Origin of the sequence: Bacillus sp. EE-W1 (assembly GCF_009760835.1) — a bacterium.
Taxonomy (GTDB): Bacteria; Bacillota; Bacilli; order Bacillales; family Bacillaceae_G; genus Bacillus_A; species Bacillus_A wiedmannii.
Genome location: NZ_WIPE01000074.1, coordinates 270745 through 289830 on the forward strand (window position 1 = coordinate 270745; position 19086 = coordinate 289830).

The following is a 19086-nucleotide window of genomic DNA, read 5'->3' on the forward strand; positions in this document are numbered from 1 at the left end:
CTTTTCATTTCCCCCTGAGTTTTAATAATAATCTACTTATTTATAATTAAGCTTTCGCCTTGTCTCTATTAGCACAGTCACAATTTGTACCACATTTTCCGTAAAGCACTGTCGTTTTTTCATCTTCAAAATGTCCGATTGTTCCTTCACATACTTGGCATACGATTGTTCCCATTTTTCATTTCCCCCTAAGTTTATGGTCCTAAAAACTTTTAGCTGTCCATTTCCTATCAATTATTGGGCTTTTGTATGCTCTGTGTGATCACATCCGCAAGATCCACATTTCCCGTAAAGTACCGTTACTTTCTCATCCTCGAAGTGTGCAATTGTACCTTCACAATCTTGACATACGATCGTTCCCATTTTTCATTTCCCCCTAAGTTTATAATCCCAAAAACTTTTGTAACCGCTTAACTTTCTGTCTTTATTTTAATATGTTATACTTTTTACGTCAATAGGTTTTTAGTATAACACATTAAATATTTTTAATTTAAATTAGTATGCGATATTCGAACAAAAAAACAGCCATATTTATACGTACGACTGTTTTACATTAATTATTCTTCATATTCCGCATGCAAAGAAGTAGATGGGACTAAAAATTTAAAAAACTGAGCTAACTCTGCTGCTTCCTCTTCTGACCCTAATTTAAAAACTTCCTGTATATGTTGCACATTCTCTACATCATCTCTTCCAAGTAAAGTAGACCTTCCTGTTTGCATACAAACAATGAGCAGCTTTCCAAAAAACATATTTGTATAAATAACACCAAAATCATAACGAGTATCATGTGTCATAAACCCCAAAAATCGTACCTTCACACTTTCATGCTCATCATACAATTTTTCAAACATCGGTTTCCACCTTTCTACATCACCTTTCATTAGTATATTAAACAAAAAAAGGAATACTCCTTTTAATTGTCAAAAAATTCAGTAGGATGTAGAATGATAGTATTCTACTAAGTTAGGAGGAACTTATATGCAACATGCCTTTATTACGCTTGTACCTAAATCCAATCAACAAACTGTTTCAACAGATGATATAAAACAACTTTTTCAGTACTATAAAACAGTTACTTCCAAAACTGGTGTTCAAATTAATTACGCTTATACAAATACCGCTTTTCCTTATGAAATTTTAGATACATCAGCAACAACATTAAAACTACAAGCTACTCACGATCGATATGACTCCATATATGTTGGTGTTGGTATAGAAAAGGAACAATCTTTTATTCAGATTTCTTTACCACCTAATGCAACATTCGGTGATAAAGGAAAAGCAAATGAATTTTGCCGTTTTCTAGCGAAGAAATTAGAAGGAGAATTACAATTATTTAATGGAAGAACAATGTATTTCTATAAGCGTTAATTTAAAAACAAAAATAAATGATTAGAAAGATCATACTATTTGTGCAAGTAAGAAGCATCGCTTTTCTCCTTGCACTTAGTATGACATACGCTATTACATACGCTAAGTACAAAAATATAAGAAAAAGAAAAATTTTATAATGAAGTTTATCACGACTTGACAATAATAACACTACTGAAAATCCACTCCATAAAACTAGATGAAAAAATGAAGCTAGTGTAATTTTCATAGCGTTACCTCCTTTTTCTTCCTATTATATGCTTCAGCTCTTCCCTCTTAACATTTTGAAGGTAGACTTTTCCAAATCCCACCTAATTCATCGTTGTATTTTTCTTTTTCAAATTCTCCAACTATTCTAATGCGAATATTCCTCGTTTTTAACAATACATTCTCTCATATCTCCTATAAGATAGATTATTCATTCATCGCATGGCATACTCCTTAAAGAGAAAAGATAGAAAGGATTTAATGATACATGGTATTTAGCAATTTGTTTTTCTTATGCTTTTTTTACCTGCAATTCTTTTCGTGTACTACTCAGTACGGAAAGAATTACAAAACATAGTTCTTCTATTATTTAGTTTATTATTTTATGCTTGGGGAGAACCAATATATGTCTTCCTAATGCTTTTTTCTATTTTCATCAACTATTGGTTCGAAATATGGCTTAATAAAGACCGACTGTCTAGTACAAATAGAAAAGTTATTCTGACTATAGCAATCGTTGTCAATACTGCTATACGCGGATATTTTAAATACGCTAATTTCTTAGTAAATAATATAAATGGCATTTTTCATACAAACATTGTACTAGAAAAAATCCCCTTACAATTGGGATTTCATTTTTCACTTTCCATGCAATGAGTTATATTATTGACATTTATAAGAAAAAAGTAGAAGCTCAGCGAAATCTATTTGACCTTGCACTATACTTTACTATTTTCCCACAATTAATAGCAGGACCCATTGTTCGATATAATACAATCGCTTTTCAATTACATGTTAGAACAGTTACTGCTGATAAGTTTTCAGAAGGAATTCGTCATTTTATCATTGGATTAGGAAAGAAGGTTTTAATTGCGAATCAATTAGGAGCTATTGCCGATGAAATATTTGCGATGGATCCAGCAACAATGAGCGTATCCACTTGGAAAATCTATCGTAATCTCTTCATTGTATGGGCGTTAACCGGATTTTGGCATGGAGCTAGTTGGACATTTATGATTTTGGGGTATTTATTACGGATGTTTAATCGCTTTAGAAAAGGCTGGTTTCGAAAAATTATTACAAAAATTATGTTGGCCGATTCAACACGTATACGTTATGTTTTTAGTGATTATTGGTTGGGTGTTCTTCCGCGCTGATAATTTTAGCTACTGTTCTAAATTTTCACAAGCAATGTTCGGATTAAATAGATCGTTGACTGACATTACGAGTTATTTCTATGTGATGAATTATTGGTTAATCTTTAATACTTGCTATTATTACATCCGCTCCATTTTTCTCTTGGATCAAGAATCAATTAGCAAATAAAAAGGTCGTCATTTTATCTCCACTTTATTACTTGAGTGTCTTAATCATAACTATGATGTATTTAACGAATGCAACTTACAATCCATTTATTTACTTCCGCTTCTAAAGGAGGGCTAACTATGAAAAATTTCACTAAAGGAATTTACTCATGAACAATTAGAAGATCTATACTTTAAGACCGATCATCATTGGAATATGAAAGGTGCATTTTATGCATACGAGCAAACAATGAAGCACATTGCTAATGAATCTAAAACATTTAAAGGTAATGCTGTTAATCGAGATGATTATAAAATAACTATAGAAAAACCGAATGGACACTTTATCGGTAGTTGGAATAAACAACTGTATAATTTAATAGAAACACCTGAAACAATCCCATATGTACAATTAAAGCAAAACCCAAATATGTGGGATAATTACACTGTATATCTCGGTCCAAAATCAGAAGAATCGATGAAAATGCCGATGAAGGAATTCTTTGCAGTGGACAAAAATAAGCTTTCACCAGACTATAGTTTCGTTTACAAAACAGACTATGCACAGATAAATATTTTAAATCCAGATGCAAAAACCAAACTACATGCTGTCATTATTAAAGATTCTTATGCAGATGCAACTTATCCTTTATTTGCACAAGAGTTTGAACAAACAACATTTATTGATCCACGATTTGCGGCAAGCAAAAATGTAAAACAAGAACTCGAAAAACTAAATGCTGATATCGTGTTATTCCTTTATAATGACACTAGTACAAATAAAAAATGTATCAATTTGAAAATAAAGAATAAAAAAAAACGTCTTCTAAATTTAGAAGACGTTTTTTTATAATTATTTTACAATGTGAATTGGCATTCCAAGAGCAACTTCAGCTGCTTCCATTGTGATCTCACCTAATGTTGGGTGAGCGTGGATTGTTTGAGCGATATCTTCTGCTGTCATTCCAGCTTCGATAGCTAAACCAATCTCAGAGATAATATCAGAAGCGCCTGCACCTGCAACTTGAGCACCTACAAGAAGACCATCTTCTTTACGTGTTACAAGTTGTAGGAAACCGTCAGTGCTGTTTAATGATAATGCACGACCGTTAGCAGCGAATGGGAACTTAGATACAGCTACTGTCATTCCTGCTTCTTCAGCTTGTTTCTTAGTGTAACCAACAGATGCTAATTCAGGATCAGTGAAGCATACTGCAGGAATTCCGATATAATCGATTGCTGATGCATGGCCACTAATTGCTTCAACAGCTACTTTACCTTCGTAAGAAGCTTTGTGAGCTAATGGTGGTCCAGGAACGATATCACCGATTGCATAGATGTTTGATACGTTTGTACGACATTGCTCATCGATTTCGATGATGCCGCGGTCAGTCATTTTAACTCCAACTTGCTCAAGACCAATTTCTTGAGTGTTTGGACGACGACCTACAGTTACTAATACGTAATCTGCTTCTACAGTTTGGATTTCACCTTTAACTTCAAAGCTAACTTTTACGCCAGTTTCTGTTTCTTCAACGCCTTTAGCCATAGCTTTTGTATGGATATTTACGTTACCTTTCTTTTGAAGAGCACGTTTAACAACAGAGCTCATAGCTTTTTCGAAACCAGCTAAGATTTCGTCGCCAGCTTCTACTACAGTAACTTCTGTACCGAAGTTAGCATATGCAGTTCCTAATTCCATACCGATGTAACCGCCGCCGATTACAACAAGTTTTTTAGGAATTTCAGGTAAGCTTAAAGCACCTGTAGAGTTGATAACACGTTTAGAGTATTTGAATCCTGGAATTTCGATTGGTGTAGAACCAGTTGCAAGAACAGCATTTTTAAACGTATACGTTTGTGCTGCATCTTCAGTCATTACGCGTAATGTGTTAGCATCTACGAAGTAAGCTTCACCGCGAATGATTTCAACTTTGTTACCTTTAAGAAGGCCTTCAACACCGCCAGTTAATTTCTTAACTACGCCGTTTTTCCATTCTTGAACTTTTGTAAAGTCAACTTTTACGTTCTCTGCAGTGATACCCATGTCATCAGAATGCATTGCATTCTCATAACGATGACCTGCATTGATTAACGCTTTTGAAGGAATACATCCAACGTTTAAGCATACGCCACCAAGGTTAGCTTTTTCGATAATTGCTACCTTTTGACCTAATTGTGCTGCACGAATTGCCGCAACGTATCCACCAGGACCTGCACCAACAACGACTGTATCTAATTCAATTGGGAAATCTCCTACTACCATTGTTATTACGCCTCCATTACTAATAATTGTGGGTCATTCAATAGACGTTTAATTTGGTTTAATGCTTTTTGAGCAGTTGCGCCGTCAATTAAACGATGGTCAAAGCTTAGAGATAATGCTAATACTGGAGCTGCAACGATTTCACCGTTTTTCACAACTGGCTTCTCAGCGATACGGCCGATACCAAGGATTGCTACTTCTGGGTGATTGATAACTGGAGTGAACCATTGTCCACCTGCAGAACCAATGTTTGTGATTGTGCAAGAAGCACCTTTCATTTCAGCCGGAGCTAAACGACCATCACGTGCTTTACCAGCAAGATCATTGATCTCGTTAGAAATAGTGAAGATAGACTTGCGATCTGTATCTTTAACAACTGGTACTAATAGACCTTTGTCTGTATCAGCTGCGATACCGATGTTGAAGTAATGTTTATGAACTACTTCTTGAGAAGCATCATCTAAAGAAGTGTTTAACATTGGGTATTCACGTAATGCAGATGTTAAAGCTTTAACAACGTATGGAAGGTAAGTTAATTTAATACCTTTGTCAGCTGCAACAGCTTTGAACTTCTTACGGTGAGCAACAAGTTCTGTTACATCTACTTCATCCATTAATGTTACGTGAGGAGCTGTATGCTTAGAGTTAACCATTGCTTTAGCAATCGCTTTACGGATACCACTCATTTTCTCACGAGTTTCTGGATATTCACCAGCTGGGATTGGTTGTGCTTTTGGTGCTTCTTCTTTCGCTGCTGCTGGAGTAGCTTCTACTGCTGCTGGAGCCTCAGTTGCTGCTACTGCTTGTCCACCATTTGCAAATGCATCGATGTCAGCTTTTACGATACGGCCGTTCTTACCAGAACCAGCTACTTTATGAATGTCTACGCCGTTCTCACGAGCATATTTACGAACAGATGGCATAGCGATTACGCGCTCATTTACTACTTCTGCAGTTGCTGCTGGAGTAGCTTCCGCTGCTGGAGCTTCTACTGCTGCTTCTTCAGCTTTTGGAGCTGCATCATGATCGTCACCTTTAAATTTAAGGTTTTCGTATCCAGGAGCATCAAATTTAATTAATGTATCTCCTACAATTGCAACTGTTCCTTCTTCTACAAGTACTTCAAGTACTTTACCTTTAACAGGAGAAGGGATTTCTACTACTGCTTTATCATTTTGTACTTCAAGAAGTACATCGTCTTCGTTTACTTCATCGCCTGGTTTAATAAACCATTTTACGATTTCACCTTCGTGGATACCTTCACCGATATCTGGTAGTTTAAATTCAAATGCCACGGAATTCAGCCCCCTGATTCATTTCATTATTATGGAATATGTACAAAAGAAACCAGCATGTGCTGATTTCTTTTGCACATGAAAAGCTAAAAATTAGAAGTTCATTACTTTGTTAACAGCTTCAACAATATCTTTATGGTTTGGTAACCATACGCTCTCAGCTTGAGAGAATGGGAATACTGTATCAGCAGCTGCAACACGTACAACTGGAGCTTCTAAGTTTAAGATTGCACGGTCGTTAATTTCCGCTACAACGTTAGCTGCAATACCAGCTTGTTTTTGTGCTTCTTGAACTACAACTACGCGGCCTGTTTTTTCAACAGAAGCGATGATTGTTTCGATATCTAATGGTTGAACTGTACGTAAGTCAACTACCTCTAAAGAGATACCTTCTTTTTCAAGTTCTTCAGCAGCTTTTAATGCAGCATGAACCATAGCACCGTAAGCGATAACAGATACATCTGTACCTTCACGTTTGATATCAGCTTTACCTAAATCAATTGTGTAATCGCCTTCTGGTACATCTTGACGGAATGAACGGTACAATTTCATATGCTCTAAGTAGATAACTGGATCGTTGTCACGAATCGCAGAGATTAAAAGACCTTTTGCATCGTATGGAGTAGATGGAATAACAACTTTTAGACCAGGTTGTTGAGCCACTAATCCTTCTAAGCTATCAGCATGTAGTTCAGGAGTATGAACACCGCCACCGAATGGAGAACGAATTGTTACTGGAGCAGTCCAACGTCCACCAGAACGGTAACGCATACGAGCTAATTGACCAGAAACTGAATCCATTACTTCATAAATGAAACCGAAGAATTGGATTTCTGGAACTGGACGGAAGCCTTCTAATGCAAGTCCAACTGCAAGTCCACCAATACCAGACTCTGCAAGTGGAGTATCCATTACACGATCTTCACCGAATTCAGCTTGTAAACCTTCAGTAGCACGGAATACACCGCCGTTTACACCAACGTCTTCACCAAACACAAGTACGTTAGGGTCATTTTTCATTTCAACGCGTAAAGCATCAGTGATTGCTTGAATCATTGTCATTTGAGCCATGGCTTACTTCGACTCCTTTTCTTTGTAAATTTCATATTGTTCAGCTAAGTTGTAAGGCATTTTTTCGTACATGATTTCCATTAAATCAGTAACTTTTTGTTTTGGAGCTTGGTCAGCCTTAGCAATTGCTTGTTTGATATCTTCTTTTGCTTCTTCGATTACTTTCTCTTCAACTTCTTGAGACCATAGGCCTTTGTTTTCTAAGAATGCACGGAAGCGTACGATTGGATCTTTTTGTTCCCATTCGTTCTCGATATCTTTTGTACGGTAACGAGTTGGGTCATCACCAGCCATTGTATGTGGACCGTAACGGAATGTTAAAGTCTCGATTAAAGTAGGGCCTTCTCCGTTTACTGCACGCTCACGAGCGAAAGCAGTTGCTGCGTATACAGCTAATGGATCCATACCGTCTACTTGAATTCCGTAAATACCTGCTGCTACTGCTTTTTGTGCTACAGTTTTAGCTGCAGATTGCTTTTCTACTGGAGTAGAGATTGCATAACGGTTGTTTTGTACAACGAAGATTGCTGGAGCTTTGAATGCACCCGCAAAGTTCATACCTTCGTAGAAGTCACCTTGTGAAGCACCACCGTCACCAGTGTAAGTAATTGCAACAGATTTTTTCCCACGTAGTTTCATACCTAACGCAACACCAGCAGTTTGGATGATTTGCGCACCGATAATGATTTGTGGAGCAAGTGCATTTACATTCTCAGGCATTTGGTTACCCATGAAATGTCCACGAGAGAATAAGAATGCTTGGTATAATGGTAAACCGTGCCATACTAATTGTGGCACATCACGATATCCTGGTAAGATGAAATCTTCTGCTTCAAGTGCGAAATGACTTGCTAATTGAGAAGCCTCTTGTCCAGCTGTTGGTGCGTAGAAACCTAAACGTCCTTGACGGTTTAAAGAAATAGAACGTTGATCTAGTACGCGAGTATACACCATACGGCGCATTAATTCTTTTAATTGATCATCAGATAATTCAGGCATAGCCGCTTCATTCACAACTTCGCCTTTTTCATTTAAAATTTGTAATGTCTCAAATTGAGCTGCGATAGCTTTCATTTGCTCATCAACATTAAATAGGGTCTTTTTTGTTTTAGTACCCATTCCGTTCACCTCTTCCTCTCTTGAACCATATTCTGAAACGCTTTCACTATCTATTAGCTAGACTGAAAACGCAACAATGTAAACCAACAAATTTATCTGTCGGTTGAGAATAATTTTGTGTACCTAACAATCTGTACTAATGTTTTTTCAGAAACATATTAATACAATCTTGATCACGTTTTTTAGTTTACAACTATTCTAATTACGATGTCAATTACTTTGGATACGTTTTTTTATAAATAATCTGCAGGTTTCTTCTACACAAACGTGTTTTTATTTTTCACATCTGTATTAGTAAGCATTAACCTACTGTTATATTATTCCCTTTTCAACTTATTTTTTCTCTTAGAATAATATGTAAACGATTTAATTCTCTTTAGTTTTTCTCTCTTCTTAGCAAAAATATACAAACTCTTCTTCCTTTTATAGGTAATTACCCATACATTTCTATCCTTCCCTCCATACATTATAGTAACCGCAGTGTTAGCGGGAAATGATAAAGGAGGTCATCTCATGTACGGATACTCATATTGCTATCCAACTTGTTCAAATCCATCCTACGGTTATGGCGGTTCTTGTGGCGGGTCTGGACGCGGCTTCGCCTTAATCGTTGTGTTGTTTATTCTTTTAATTATCGTTGGTGCTGCTTGCATTCGCTAATGTAAAATGAAACAACTATGGAAAGAAACAGACGGCTTTGCCGTCTTTTCTTTTTATTACATACATAAATATTCTATAGTAAAACACTTTCCAAAGTGCTTCCCTACTTGTCGATGACTTTTTCCACCTCCTTTGGTAGACTAAAGAAGAAAGGAGAGATTACATATGCTTACAATGAAAGATGTAATTCGCGAAGGAGATTCTATTTTGCGAAACGTTGCAGAAGAGGTATCAATGCCGGCGAGCGAAGAAGATACAACTACCCTTAAAGAAATGATTGAATTTGTAATAAATAGCCAAGATCCTGAAATGGCTGAAAAATATAGTTTGCGCCCTGGAATCGGATTAGCGGCTCCACAAATCGGTATTTCGAAGAAAATGATTGCGGTTCATGTAACTGATACGGACGGTACGTTATATAGTCATGCATTATTCAACCCAAAAATCATTAGTCATTCTGTTGAACGTACATATTTACAAAGTGGAGAAGGCTGTCTATCAGTAGACCGCGAAGTACCTGGTTATGTCCCTCGTTACACAAGAATTACAGTGAAAGCAACATCTATCAACGGCGAAGAAGTAAAATTACGTTTAAAAGGTTTACCAGCAATCGTATTTCAGCATGAGATTGACCATTTAAATGGTGTTATGTTCTATGATCACATTAATAAAGAAAATCCATTTGCTGCTCCTGACGATTCAAAACCTTTAGAGCGATAATAAAAAAAGGCGGAAGTTAATCTTCCGCCTTTTTTTATATGAAATGGGTTCCATATTCACTTATAGCAATCCAGCCCATTTTAATCCATGATATATGCCGTCTTCACTAACATCCTTTGTCACGTGATTTGCAAGTTTTTTCAAGTCTTCATGACCATTACCCATCACAATACCTGTCCCAACTGCTTCGATCATTTCTAAATCATTTAAACCATCTCCAAATGCATACACTTGTTCACGGTTAAATCCTAATTTTTCAATGAATTTCTCAATTCCTTTTGCCTTCGAACCACCATTCGGAATAATATCCATTGAATATGCATGCCAGCGAATAAAATGAAAGTCTGGATAATGATTAATAAACTTTTCTTCTTCATTCACTTCACAGAAAAGAAGTGTTTGATAAATATTACGTTTCTCATAGAAATCAGGTTCATATGCCGGATGCTCAAAATTTAAGCTTCCAAAACCTTCCTTCACATAATCATGATATTCCACCGATGCTCTCATTTCTTGATGATCAAGATATACAAGTGGATATCCTTCTTGTTTTGCAAACTGAGTAAACTTATGTAAGGCAGCTGGATGTAACGGGTTATTAAATATTACCTCATCTTCAAATACAACGTACTGTCCATTAAAGCTAACATAATTATGTATATTGAGTTCCTCACGAATATCTTCAAACATAAATGGCGCACGTCCTGTCGCAATTGCTACATGCACACCTTTCTCTTGTAAATGTCTTACTGCATCTCGTGTAGATTGCAGAATCTTCTTATCATGATCTAATAATGTTCCATCAATATCAAAAAAGACAATTTTATCATTCATTTGTCAAAATCCTTTCTGTTACTCTATATTCCTATTTTGATTATCGCTTTTCAAATTCTAAAAAAAAGTATAACATATTAAACATCTGTGAAGAAAGCGTTCACTTTCTGACCTTATTTATGAAACCTGCATATATATATTAGTAAAAAATGTGGATACTTGTTCGTATGAATTTTCTTTTCTATTCTTTCTCATACTATACCTATAACTAACGGCTACTAATCGTTACTATAGAATAACTTTCCCTGTATGAGAAAGGACAAGATTCAACATTCACTTTTGTCTTCTTTCTTATATCAGAGACGGAGTTTTCACTAGTAATATGCATGTTTTAAATAAGGAAAGGAAGGAGTAATCATGCTGAAGAAGCTGAAGAAAAAGCTCAAGCGTTATTTAAAAGATCTAGTCCGTAAAAAGACAATCGCTTAAATTGTGCCCATTTCGGGCTTTTTCTTCATTCTCATTCGAAAAAACATGAAAATCGTGACTGTTTGCTTTATAATAAGTAACAGATAATGCAAAACATAGACAAGGAGAGGTTTTCCAAATGATTTTTAAAGTATTTTATCAAGTAAAATTGACTGAGGTTCCAGTACGTGAAAATACAAAAGTTTTATATTTAGAGGCTACGTCTGAAAAGGATGTTCGTAAGAAATTAAATAAGTTCGCATATAATATCGAGTTCGTTCAGTCTGTTACTGGTGCTCATCTTGAATATGAAAAAGAAAACGCTGATTTAATATTAGCGGAAATCGTATAGTCATATGAAATTTCTAAAGAATGATCAAGCTGCCGTTTTTGCTTTAGGTGGACTTGGTGAAATCGGTAAAAATACATATGCTGTTCAATTTCAAGATGAAATTATTATTATTGATGCTGGAATTAAATTTCCAGAAGACGAACTCCTCGGAATCGATTATGTAATACCAGATTACACTTATTTTGTGCGAAACGAAGATAAAATTAAAGGATTATTCATTACACATGGTCACGAAGATCATATCGGTGGAATTCCTTACTTATTACGTCAAGTAAACATCCCGATTTATGGCGGAAAATTAGCAATTGCACTAATCAAAAACAAATTAGAAGAGCACGGATTACTTCGTAAAGCAAAACTTTATGAAATTCAAGAAGATGATGTTATTAAATTTAAAAAGACATCTGTTTCCTTCTTCCGTACAACTCACAGTATCCCAGATTCATACGGAGTTGTTGTGAAAACACCTCAAGGACAAGTTGTTCATACTGGCGATTTCAAATTTGATTTCACACCAGTCGGTGAACCAGCGGACTTAACAAAAATGGCTGAAATCGGAAAAGACGGCGTACTTTGTCTCTTATCTGACAGTACAAACAGTGAAGTTCCAAACTTTACAATGTCTGAGCGCCGTGTTGGTGATAGTATTCAAGATATTTTCCGCAAAGTAGAAGGTCGTATTATCTTTGCAACCTTTGCATCAAATATCCATCGTCTACAACAAGTTGTTGAAGCGGCTGTTGAAAACAATCGTAAAGTGGCTGTGTTCGGTCGCAGTATGGAAGCGGCGATTGAAATCGGACAAAACCTTGGTTATATTCGCTGTCCGAAGGATACATTCATAGATACAGCTCAACTAAACCGCCTACCGGCTAATAAAGTTGTTATTTTATGTACAGGTAGTCAAGGTGAGCCAATGGCAGCACTTTCACGTATTGCTAATGGTACTCATCGTCAAATTCAAATCATTCCTGGCGACACAGTTGTTTTCTCTTCTTCACCAATCCCTGGTAATACAATTAGTGTAAGCCGTACAATTAACATGTTGTATCGTGCTGGTGCTGATGTAATCCACGGAAAACTGTCAAACATTCATACGAGTGGACACGGTGGACAAGAAGAACAAAAACTAATGCTTCGTCTAATTAAACCGAAGTATTTCATGCCAATTCATGGTGAATACCGCATGCAACGTATGCATATGAAGTTAGCAAACGATTGTGGTATTCCAGAAGAAAACTGTTTCATCATGGATAATGGAGATGTTCTTGCTCTTCGTTCTGATGAAGCAAGCGTAGCTGGTAAAATACCATCTGGATCTGTCTATATTGACGGAAATGGTATTGGAGATATCGGTAATATCGTGTTACGCGATCGTCGTATTCTTTCTGAAGAAGGACTTGTTATTGTAGTTGTAAGCATTGATATGAAAGAGTTTAAAGTTGCAGCAGGACCTGATATTATCTCACGTGGTTTTGTGTATATGCGCGAAAGTAGTGATTTAATTAATGATGCTCAAACATTAATTACAACTCATTTAGAAAAAGTAATGGAGCGTAAAACAACACAATGGTCTGAAATTAAAAATGAAATTACAGATACATTAGCACCATTCCTATATGAGAAAACGAAACGTCGCCCAATGATTTTACCAATCATTATGGAAATATAAGAAAAAGGACAATACCTTCATGGTATTGTCCTTTTCTCTTATCTTAAAAAGTGTTTAAAACGATCTACTTCATCGTCATGACCAATTACAATTAATATATCTCCCGCTTGAATATTTTCCGTAGCTCGAGGAGATACAATAACTTCTTTACCACGTTTAATCGCTACAATATTCAATCCAAACTTCGCACGAATATCTAATTCGATTAAAGAATGACCATCAATTTTTTTATTTGCAATAATCTCTACAATACTATGCTCATCTGAAAGCTCAAGATAGTCTAATACATTACTTGATGCAATATTATTAGCAATCCTTTTTCCCATATCACGCTCGGGGTGCACAATGTGATCTGCCCCTATTTTACTTAACACTTTTTCATGGTAATCATTTTGAGCTTTTACAGTAATATTTTTTACACCTAACTCTTTTAAAATTAATGTTGTTAAAATACTTGAATTTAAATTGTCTCCAATAGCAACGACTACATGATCAAAATTACGAATACCAAGACTTTTTAATACCATCTCATCTGTTGAATCTGCAATTACAGCATGTGAAGCTATATTTGCAAACTCATTAATTTTATCTTCATCTGAATCAATTGCCATTACTTCCATACCTAATTGAGCGAGTTCTCGGCAAATGCTTCCACCAAAACGTCCAAGGCCAATGACAGCAAATTCTTTCTCTTTTTCACCCACAGGAATTCCTCCAATAACATCGAATACTATGTATTTTTATTGTAACATACTTTAGATTTGCTACAAAAACCTGTATATCATTCTTATTTTTGTTTTTGCATATAAAAATACTGTTGTAAATAAAATGCGATACTGAAAATTAACATACCAAATACAAATATATTTCCAAATGAACTAAATGTTTCAAAAACGAATAATAACGTTTCTTGTCCGAAGAAAGCAAATAATAGTTGTGTAAATGCGAATAGCAATGCCAATATATAATGATGTTGATGGAATAAATAATGTGTTGCACCTAAAAAAGCGATAAACGAAATAATGAAAATCCACCAATTTTCTAAAAACAGTTGCCAATTAGTAAATTGATATCCATTTACTAATATCGCAATAATTCCTATAACAGCCATCGTTGGCACACTCCAAAATAATGCTCGCCCTCTAAAGAAGCGTGTTCCTTTAACATCACCTTTTTCATGTGCAATGTATGTGAGTACTACCGTACTTATGTACAAAACTGAAAGAATTGTTAAAACGATAATAAGCCAAAAATGTAATTGATAATACTCATGCTCTATGTTTGTCACGATAGCCGCTAACATACACGGGATTAACATTCCAGTCCAACCATCTACTTTTCTTTCATTCCAAAACACTGTGTTACCAATCCGTATCCCTAACAACATAAAAATAATGATACCTAGTACAAATAATGTCGTTTTATTCCCTACTAAACTCGTCGAGAAAGCAATTAATCCAATAAATAAAAAGAGCACAAACCCATTCATAATTTCTAATACAGGTGATAAATATCTTTTCACCCATTTATATGTTTCGTCATATTCGTGATTATCTACTAAACGGTAGGCATAAAAACTTATCCCAAAATACACCGCCGCAATAATAACATACGCATATAAGACGAAACACAACATTGCACTGCTAATTTGCACGTAATTCCCCACCCTTTTTTCTATGTTTCACCTTGATTTTACACACTTTCTACACGAAATGTAAACATATATAAGCTAGTTAACTAATCATCTTCTCAATAAGCGATAATGAATAATGAGCAGCGGCTCAAAACCGCTGCTCATTACTTTATCCATTTGTATGCCCATGTGTATCCAAAACAAATATGAAAGATGTTTTCGTCTTGGAACTAACAAGTACCCACTGTAAGTTTTTTCAAAGTTGGCGAGCGAGTTTACTTTCTAGTTCCTTTCCACTTTACATATTGATCTAAAAATGCGATAGCTTTCTCAATAACCTCTTCATCTGGTTTTAATTTTGCATGATGTAAACCATATTCTGAATTTACCCCAAGCCAAAACATAAATCCAGGAATCTCTTGAAGCATATAACCAAAATCTTCCCCTGTCATTGCCTCAGTACATGTAATTACATTCATATCAGTTTGTTCACTTACAAACTGCATAAACTCTCTCGTTAATACTTCATGGTTATATACTTGATGATACATCGCTCCATAGTCAATAACAGCTTCACATTGGAAGGAAGCTTCTATACCTGCAACAATTGCCTCAATCCTACTTTTAACACGCCTCATTGATTCCACTGATAAAGTTCGAATCGTTCCTTCTAACCGAGACTTTTCTGCTATGATATTTTGAACTGTACCACCTGTTATTTTTCCGATTGTAATCACTGCACTATCAAGAGGATTCACATTACGACTAATAACGGATTGAAGTTGTGTAACAAGGTGACTTGCCGCTACAATCATATCATTTGCAGTATGCGGGTAGGCTGCATGTCCACCTTTCCCTTTCAAATCAACATATAACTCTGATGTATTTGCAAATAATAGCCCCTCTTTTGTGGCAATTGTTCCTACAGCGTATTCAGGTGCAATATGAAGACCAAGAATTATATTCGGCTTCCATTCTTTTAACTCTTCACTCTCTAACATAGGAAGAGCCCCTCCTGGCCCTTCTTCAGCTGGTTGGAATAGAAACACAAGGTCATCATCTATTCTTTCTGTTACAGCTGCTGTTAGAAGGCCTAAACCGATTGTTGTATGCAAATCGTGTCCACATGCATGCATCATTCCTTCATGAATAGAAGCAAACTCATATCCAGTTTCTTCGGTAATTGGTAAACCGTCTATATCTGCGCGATAACCGATAATTTTTTCTGGATTTTTTCCATTTACTTTAACAATGACACCCGTTTTCCATACTTTCACTTCCACATATTCATTCGAAAGCGTTCCTATGTAATCTAAAATATACTGTTGTGTTTTCCACTCTTTAAATCCAATTTCCGGTATTTTGTGTAAGTCTCTACGAATTTGAACGAATTTGCTTACTGCCATTTTTGCACCTCTATCTATAAAAAGCGCAAGAGCCTGTTATGCTCTTACGCTTTTTTTGTGTTTATTTCTCTGGGTTTAATTGACGAAGCTCTTGTTTAATTTCAGTTTTTGCTTTTGTCTTCTCATCAATCTCTTTAATTACACGTGCTGGAGTACCGGCAACAACTGTATATGGAGGTACATCTTCTGTTACAACAGCTCCTGCTGCTACAACTGCACCCTTACCTACTGTAACTCCCTCTAACACAACTACGTTTGCACCAATTACAACATCATCTTCAACGATAACTGGTTTTGCTGAAGGCGGCTCAATAACACCTGCAAGTACTGCACCTGCACCTACGTGACAGTTCTTACCAACAGTTGCACGTCCACCAAGTACCGCGTTCATGTCAATCATAGTACCTTCACCAATTACAGCACCGATATTAATTGTTGCATTCATCATAATAACAGCGTTGTCGCCGATTTCAACGTGATCACGAATAATCGCGCCTGGCTCAATACGAGCTTTAATACCTTTTAAATCAAGCATTGGAATTGCAGAATTACGACGGTCATTTTCAACAACGTAATCAACGATGTGCTTGCTATTTTCATCAAGAATTGTCTTAATTTCAGACCATTCTCCAAATAATACACCAGACTTTTTATTTACAAATGCTTGTACCGTTTCAGGGAATGTTACTTCTTTTAAATCCCCTTTTATGTATACCTTTACAGGAGTTTTCTTTTCACTTTTTTGAATAAACGAAATAATTTCGTTAGCGTCCATCATTTTCATTCTTGTTGCCTCCTAAATCCATTTATAATGTTACTCTACCAAACGATAGAGCGAGTAGCAAGATAATAATCCTATTTTTCCATTTGAATTTCTTCTATAATTTCTAAAAATGCCCTTACTTGCTTCAATTGTCTGGCCGATTCACTCGTCAATAACCATGTTTCTCTCGTTAATTGAACAGGTGTTTTATACATATTTTCCTGTACTTCTTTTAAAACAGTAGAAGGTAAAAGAGCATAACCTATACCATTTAAAACGAGTTGCTTGCAAGTCTCAATTTGATCAACCACAATTGTTCTCTTAGGTGGATTAGAAAATAAACCATACCACCAATTTTGTATTTGTCCATAATAAGTCGAATCACTTTTAAATTGAATAAATGGTCTATTTGTTTCTTTTAACATCGTAATATCTTTTATTTCTTTATCCACTAAATAAAGTTCATCTTCAAATAATTGTTGCTTCTGACCTTTATATTCTTGTGTTCCTCTCAATATAGCAACATGAACGTCCCCTTCATAAAATTGCTTTTGTACTTCACTACTCCAGCCAGTAAACAGCGATATTTTCACAGAAGGGTATTTATGTACAAACTTCTTCAAAACAGGAGGAAGCCAATATTGACCAATAACTGATGCAACAGCTATTTTTAACGTTCCGTGAGTTTCTGTTCTAAAAACAGCTAGCTCACTTTTAATATCCTCTTCCTTTTGCAGCATTTCTTTTGCATAATTTGCGACTTTTTCCCCTTCAGGTGTAATTGTCAATCCTTTTTGTGAGCGAATAAAAAACTTCATTCCCCATTGTTTCTCCATAGATTGTAATCGTTGACTAAGCGCAGGTTGTGAAACAAATAAACGTTCCGCCGCTTTTCTCATATTTGATTCCTGAGCTAACACAACCATCATTTGAAAATCATCAATTTGCAACTTTCTCCCTCTTTCCTTAGCTTCCATACACCTTATCTCAATAAGCTTTTCATCCTTAATTTAACTATATACTCTTATATTTTTTATCTTTTTAAATATAATACATACACAACTGATATGCACGAAAAAAAAGTGACTTCTCCGCTTCTATGAAGTCACTTTTCTCACATTATCGATTATGTTGCCTTACTTTTTTATTCAACAATTTTAAAATAGCCCGACGTGTTAAAATCCCCTCAAAATACCCATCTTCATTGACAGCGCAAATAAAAGGATGATCAATTGTCATTTCTAAAGCTTTTGCAAACGAATCTTCTAACTTAAGAACCGGAATGTCTTCCTTCATCACCTGTTCTACTTTCATTTCGTCAAGTCTTTCAAACTCAATACGTTCTAACCCTAACATACCATCTAAAATCATAGCAGTACTAATTAACCCATGCAATTTATACATCGGGTCCAAAACAGGTATCGCCGAATATCCAGATTTCACAAGAACGAGTAAAGCATGCTCTAAACCATTCCCCATTTGGACATGTGCTACTTTTTCTGATGAAATCATTAAATCTTTCACAAAAATTTGTTGAAACTCGTCTTTCGGAATACTAATCATATTACATCCCCCATTTTCCTACTTTTAATCACCGAATCTATTCATATTTTATGACAGCGTTTTCATATTATTATTTTGTCCTTACTTTATTTCAATAAAAACAAAATTACACAGCTATTTTAGCATACAACACAAAAAAAAGACTACCATCCCGGTAGCGCTTAATACCCCTTATTTTTTAATCTGTAAAATAACCTTGTGATTTTTTTATATTGTGTCACATCTGTCTGTTTTAAACCATTCTCAATATCTGTAATTTCCACAGCTAAAATTTCACTCGCATAATTTTGCTGAAATAGAATATCTAGTAACAAACTCTCTTCTTCTTCTGTTAAAACAAATTCCCTTTTCATATACCCCTCTCCTTATACTCGCATCGTTACTCTTATTATATATAATTTCCAACCTATTTAATAGATGTAATATTCAGTTTTTAGCA

Annotated in this window: 21 protein-coding genes and 2 pseudogenes; 7 read left to right on the forward strand and 16 right to left on the reverse strand. The window is 35.5% G+C overall.

Features of this window, described 5'->3' with window-relative positions:
- Positions 1 to 46: 46 nt before the first annotated feature.
- The 3 genes from GFJ36_RS20585 to GFJ36_RS20595 all read right to left on the reverse strand — a co-directional run bounded on the left by GFJ36_RS20585 (position 47) and on the right by GFJ36_RS20595 (position 854).
- Positions 47 to 175: a GapA-binding peptide SR1P gene (locus GFJ36_RS20585; protein ID WP_000536801.1), complete on the reverse strand. Its 129-nt coding sequence runs from the start codon at positions 173 to 175 to the stop codon at positions 47 to 49.
- A gap of 59 nt (positions 176 to 234) precedes the next feature.
- Positions 235 to 363, reverse strand: coding sequence for a GapA-binding peptide SR1P (locus GFJ36_RS20590; protein WP_000536778.1), 129 nt, complete (start codon positions 361 to 363; stop codon positions 235 to 237).
- 194 nt (positions 364 to 557) lie between these two features.
- Positions 558 to 854 carry a DUF3055 domain-containing protein gene (locus GFJ36_RS20595; protein WP_088064496.1) on the reverse strand — a complete coding sequence of 99 codons (297 nt, stop codon included), beginning with the start codon at positions 852 to 854 and terminating at the stop codon, positions 558 to 560.
- Between the two features lie 127 nt (positions 855 to 981).
- Here GFJ36_RS20595 and GFJ36_RS20600 point away from each other — a divergent pair, with 127 nt between their 5' ends.
- Positions 982 to 1374: a DUF1885 family protein gene (locus GFJ36_RS20600; protein WP_001163318.1), complete on the forward strand. Its 393-nt coding sequence runs from the start codon at positions 982 to 984 to the stop codon at positions 1372 to 1374.
- A 1-nt stretch (position 1375) separates the two neighbouring features.
- Here GFJ36_RS20600 and GFJ36_RS20605 read toward each other — a convergent pair whose 3' ends face one another.
- On the reverse strand, positions 1376 to 1603 hold the full coding sequence (locus GFJ36_RS20605; RefSeq protein WP_048546134.1) for a hypothetical protein: 228 nt from the start codon (positions 1601 to 1603) through the stop codon (positions 1376 to 1378).
- A 246-nt stretch (positions 1604 to 1849) separates the two neighbouring features.
- Between GFJ36_RS20605 and GFJ36_RS20610 the strand changes: the two are divergent.
- Both GFJ36_RS20610 and GFJ36_RS20615 read left to right on the forward strand, forming a co-directional pair.
- Positions 1850 to 3013 (forward strand): annotated as a pseudogene (locus GFJ36_RS20610) (MBOAT family O-acyltransferase).
- A gap of 29 nt (positions 3014 to 3042) precedes the next feature.
- Positions 3043 to 3698 (forward strand): annotated as a pseudogene (locus GFJ36_RS20615) (DHHW family protein); the annotation flags it as partial.
- Between the two features lie 40 nt (positions 3699 to 3738).
- Here the strand turns inward: GFJ36_RS20615 and lpdA are convergent.
- The 4 genes from lpdA to pdhA form a co-directional block, all read right to left on the reverse strand.
- Positions 3739 to 5151 carry a dihydrolipoyl dehydrogenase gene (lpdA, locus tag GFJ36_RS20620; protein ID WP_000260106.1) on the reverse strand — a complete coding sequence of 471 codons (1413 nt, stop codon included), beginning with the start codon at positions 5149 to 5151 and terminating at the stop codon, positions 3739 to 3741.
- A 5-nt stretch (positions 5152 to 5156) separates the two neighbouring features.
- Positions 5157 to 6446 carry a pyruvate dehydrogenase complex dihydrolipoyllysine-residue acetyltransferase gene (gene pdhC / locus GFJ36_RS20625; protein ID WP_000863412.1) on the reverse strand — a complete coding sequence of 430 codons (1290 nt, stop codon included), beginning with the start codon at positions 6444 to 6446 and terminating at the stop codon, positions 5157 to 5159.
- Between the two features lie 93 nt (positions 6447 to 6539).
- Positions 6540 to 7517: a pyruvate dehydrogenase complex E1 component subunit beta gene (gene pdhB / locus GFJ36_RS20630; protein WP_000068162.1), complete on the reverse strand. Its 978-nt coding sequence runs from the start codon at positions 7515 to 7517 to the stop codon at positions 6540 to 6542.
- A gap of 3 nt (positions 7518 to 7520) precedes the next feature.
- Entirely contained in the window at positions 7521 to 8636 is a 1116-nt protein-coding gene (pdhA, locus tag GFJ36_RS20635) for a pyruvate dehydrogenase E1 component subunit alpha (protein WP_000536893.1), read from the reverse strand.
- Between the two features lie 513 nt (positions 8637 to 9149).
- On the opposite strand from pdhA, the gene GFJ36_RS20640 reads away from it, so the two are divergent.
- On the forward strand, positions 9150 to 9296 hold the full coding sequence (locus GFJ36_RS20640; RefSeq protein WP_000274561.1) for a YjcZ family sporulation protein: 147 nt from the start codon (positions 9150 to 9152) through the stop codon (positions 9294 to 9296).
- A gap of 165 nt (positions 9297 to 9461) precedes the next feature.
- Positions 9462 to 10016: a peptide deformylase gene (def, locus tag GFJ36_RS20645; RefSeq protein ID WP_076539891.1), complete on the forward strand. Its 555-nt coding sequence runs from the start codon at positions 9462 to 9464 to the stop codon at positions 10014 to 10016.
- Between the two features lie 60 nt (positions 10017 to 10076).
- Here the strand turns inward: def and GFJ36_RS20650 are convergent, their stop codons facing one another.
- Positions 10077 to 10850 (reverse strand): Cof-type HAD-IIB family hydrolase, encoded by a 774-nt coding sequence (locus tag GFJ36_RS20650; RefSeq protein ID WP_157349729.1) that lies wholly within the window; start codon positions 10848 to 10850, stop codon positions 10077 to 10079.
- A 547-nt stretch (positions 10851 to 11397) separates the two neighbouring features.
- On the opposite strand from GFJ36_RS20650, the gene GFJ36_RS20655 reads away from it, so the two are divergent.
- A complete protein-coding gene (locus tag GFJ36_RS20655) occupies positions 11398 to 11610 on the forward strand; it encodes a DNA-dependent RNA polymerase subunit epsilon (protein ID WP_048546139.1) in 213 nt (70 codons plus the stop codon).
- Between the two features lie 4 nt (positions 11611 to 11614).
- The gene (gene rnjA / locus GFJ36_RS20660; RefSeq protein WP_000670370.1) at positions 11615 to 13282 is read left to right on the forward strand and encodes a ribonuclease J1; all 1668 of its coding nucleotides are present in this window, start codon (positions 11615 to 11617) and stop codon (positions 13280 to 13282) included.
- Positions 13283 to 13320: 38 nt separating this feature from the next.
- Here rnjA and GFJ36_RS20665 read toward each other — a convergent pair whose 3' ends face one another.
- The 7 genes from GFJ36_RS20665 to abbA all read right to left on the reverse strand — a co-directional run bounded on the left by GFJ36_RS20665 (position 13321) and on the right by abbA (position 19000).
- A complete protein-coding gene (locus GFJ36_RS20665; RefSeq protein ID WP_000504032.1) occupies positions 13321 to 13986 on the reverse strand; it encodes a potassium channel family protein in 666 nt (221 codons plus the stop codon).
- A gap of 83 nt (positions 13987 to 14069) precedes the next feature.
- The gene (locus GFJ36_RS20670) at positions 14070 to 14936 is read right to left on the reverse strand and encodes a hypothetical protein (RefSeq protein ID WP_046956446.1); all 867 of its coding nucleotides are present in this window, start codon (positions 14934 to 14936) and stop codon (positions 14070 to 14072) included.
- 254 nt (positions 14937 to 15190) lie between these two features.
- On the reverse strand, positions 15191 to 16321 hold the full coding sequence (locus GFJ36_RS20675) for an N-acetyldiaminopimelate deacetylase (protein WP_000301171.1): 1131 nt from the start codon (positions 16319 to 16321) through the stop codon (positions 15191 to 15193).
- A 61-nt stretch (positions 16322 to 16382) separates the two neighbouring features.
- Complete coding sequence (gene dapD, locus GFJ36_RS20680; RefSeq protein WP_000783245.1) at positions 16383 to 17105, reverse strand: 2,3,4,5-tetrahydropyridine-2,6-dicarboxylate N-acetyltransferase; 723 nt, start codon at positions 17103 to 17105, stop codon at positions 16383 to 16385.
- A 71-nt stretch (positions 17106 to 17176) separates the two neighbouring features.
- Positions 17177 to 18061 carry a LysR family transcriptional regulator gene (locus GFJ36_RS20685; protein WP_002008407.1) on the reverse strand — a complete coding sequence of 295 codons (885 nt, stop codon included), beginning with the start codon at positions 18059 to 18061 and terminating at the stop codon, positions 17177 to 17179.
- Between the two features lie 142 nt (positions 18062 to 18203).
- Positions 18204 to 18647: a cyclic-di-AMP-binding protein CbpB gene (gene cbpB / locus GFJ36_RS20690; protein ID WP_000623572.1), complete on the reverse strand. Its 444-nt coding sequence runs from the start codon at positions 18645 to 18647 to the stop codon at positions 18204 to 18206.
- Between the two features lie 161 nt (positions 18648 to 18808).
- Positions 18809 to 19000, reverse strand: a complete 192-nt coding sequence (gene abbA / locus GFJ36_RS20695; RefSeq protein ID WP_048546142.1) for an antirepressor AbbA — start codon at positions 18998 to 19000, stop codon at positions 18809 to 18811.
- Between the last annotated feature and the right edge of the window lie 86 nt (positions 19001 to 19086).

Bases quoted from the DNA above. Each gene is read 5' to 3' on its own strand.
- abbA (WP_048546142.1), bottom strand. From the start codon at position 19,000: ATGAAAAGGGAATTTGTTTTAACAGAAGAAGAAGAGAGTTTGTTACTA.
- def (WP_076539891.1), top strand. From the start codon at position 9,462: ATGCTTACAATGAAAGATGTAATTCGCGAAGGAGATTCTATTTTGCGA.
- GFJ36_RS20605 (WP_048546134.1), bottom strand. From the start codon at position 1,603: ATGAAAATTACACTAGCTTCATTTTTTCATCTAGTTTTATGGAGTGGA.
- GFJ36_RS20650 (WP_157349729.1), bottom strand. From the start codon at position 10,850: ATGAATGATAAAATTGTCTTTTTTGATATTGATGGAACATTATTAGAT.
- pdhA (WP_000536893.1), bottom strand. From the start codon at position 8,636: ATGGGTACTAAAACAAAAAAGACCCTATTTAATGTTGATGAGCAAATG.
- GFJ36_RS20655 (WP_048546139.1), top strand. From the start codon at position 11,398: ATGATTTTTAAAGTATTTTATCAAGTAAAATTGACTGAGGTTCCAGTA.
- GFJ36_RS20590 (WP_000536778.1), bottom strand. From the start codon at position 363: ATGGGAACGATCGTATGTCAAGATTGTGAAGGTACAATTGCACACTTC.
- lpdA (WP_000260106.1), bottom strand. From the start codon at position 5,151: ATGGTAGTAGGAGATTTCCCAATTGAATTAGATACAGTCGTTGTTGGT.
- cbpB (WP_000623572.1), bottom strand. From the start codon at position 18,647: ATGATTAGTATTCCGAAAGACGAGTTTCAACAAATTTTTGTGAAAGAT.
- GFJ36_RS20585 (WP_000536801.1), bottom strand. From the start codon at position 175: ATGGGAACAATCGTATGCCAAGTATGTGAAGGAACAATCGGACATTTT.
- GFJ36_RS20600 (WP_001163318.1), top strand. From the start codon at position 982: ATGCAACATGCCTTTATTACGCTTGTACCTAAATCCAATCAACAAACT.
- GFJ36_RS20685 (WP_002008407.1), bottom strand. From the start codon at position 18,061: ATGGAAGCTAAGGAAAGAGGGAGAAAGTTGCAAATTGATGATTTTCAA.
- GFJ36_RS20595 (WP_088064496.1), bottom strand. From the start codon at position 854: ATGTTTGAAAAATTGTATGATGAGCATGAAAGTGTGAAGGTACGATTT.
- GFJ36_RS20675 (WP_000301171.1), bottom strand. From the start codon at position 16,321: ATGGCAGTAAGCAAATTCGTTCAAATTCGTAGAGACTTACACAAAATA.
- rnjA (WP_000670370.1), top strand. From the start codon at position 11,615: ATGAAATTTCTAAAGAATGATCAAGCTGCCGTTTTTGCTTTAGGTGGA.
- pdhB (WP_000068162.1), bottom strand. From the start codon at position 7,517: ATGGCTCAAATGACAATGATTCAAGCAATCACTGATGCTTTACGCGTT.
- dapD (WP_000783245.1), bottom strand. From the start codon at position 17,105: ATGAAAATGATGGACGCTAACGAAATTATTTCGTTTATTCAAAAAAGT.
- GFJ36_RS20640 (WP_000274561.1), top strand. From the start codon at position 9,150: ATGTACGGATACTCATATTGCTATCCAACTTGTTCAAATCCATCCTAC.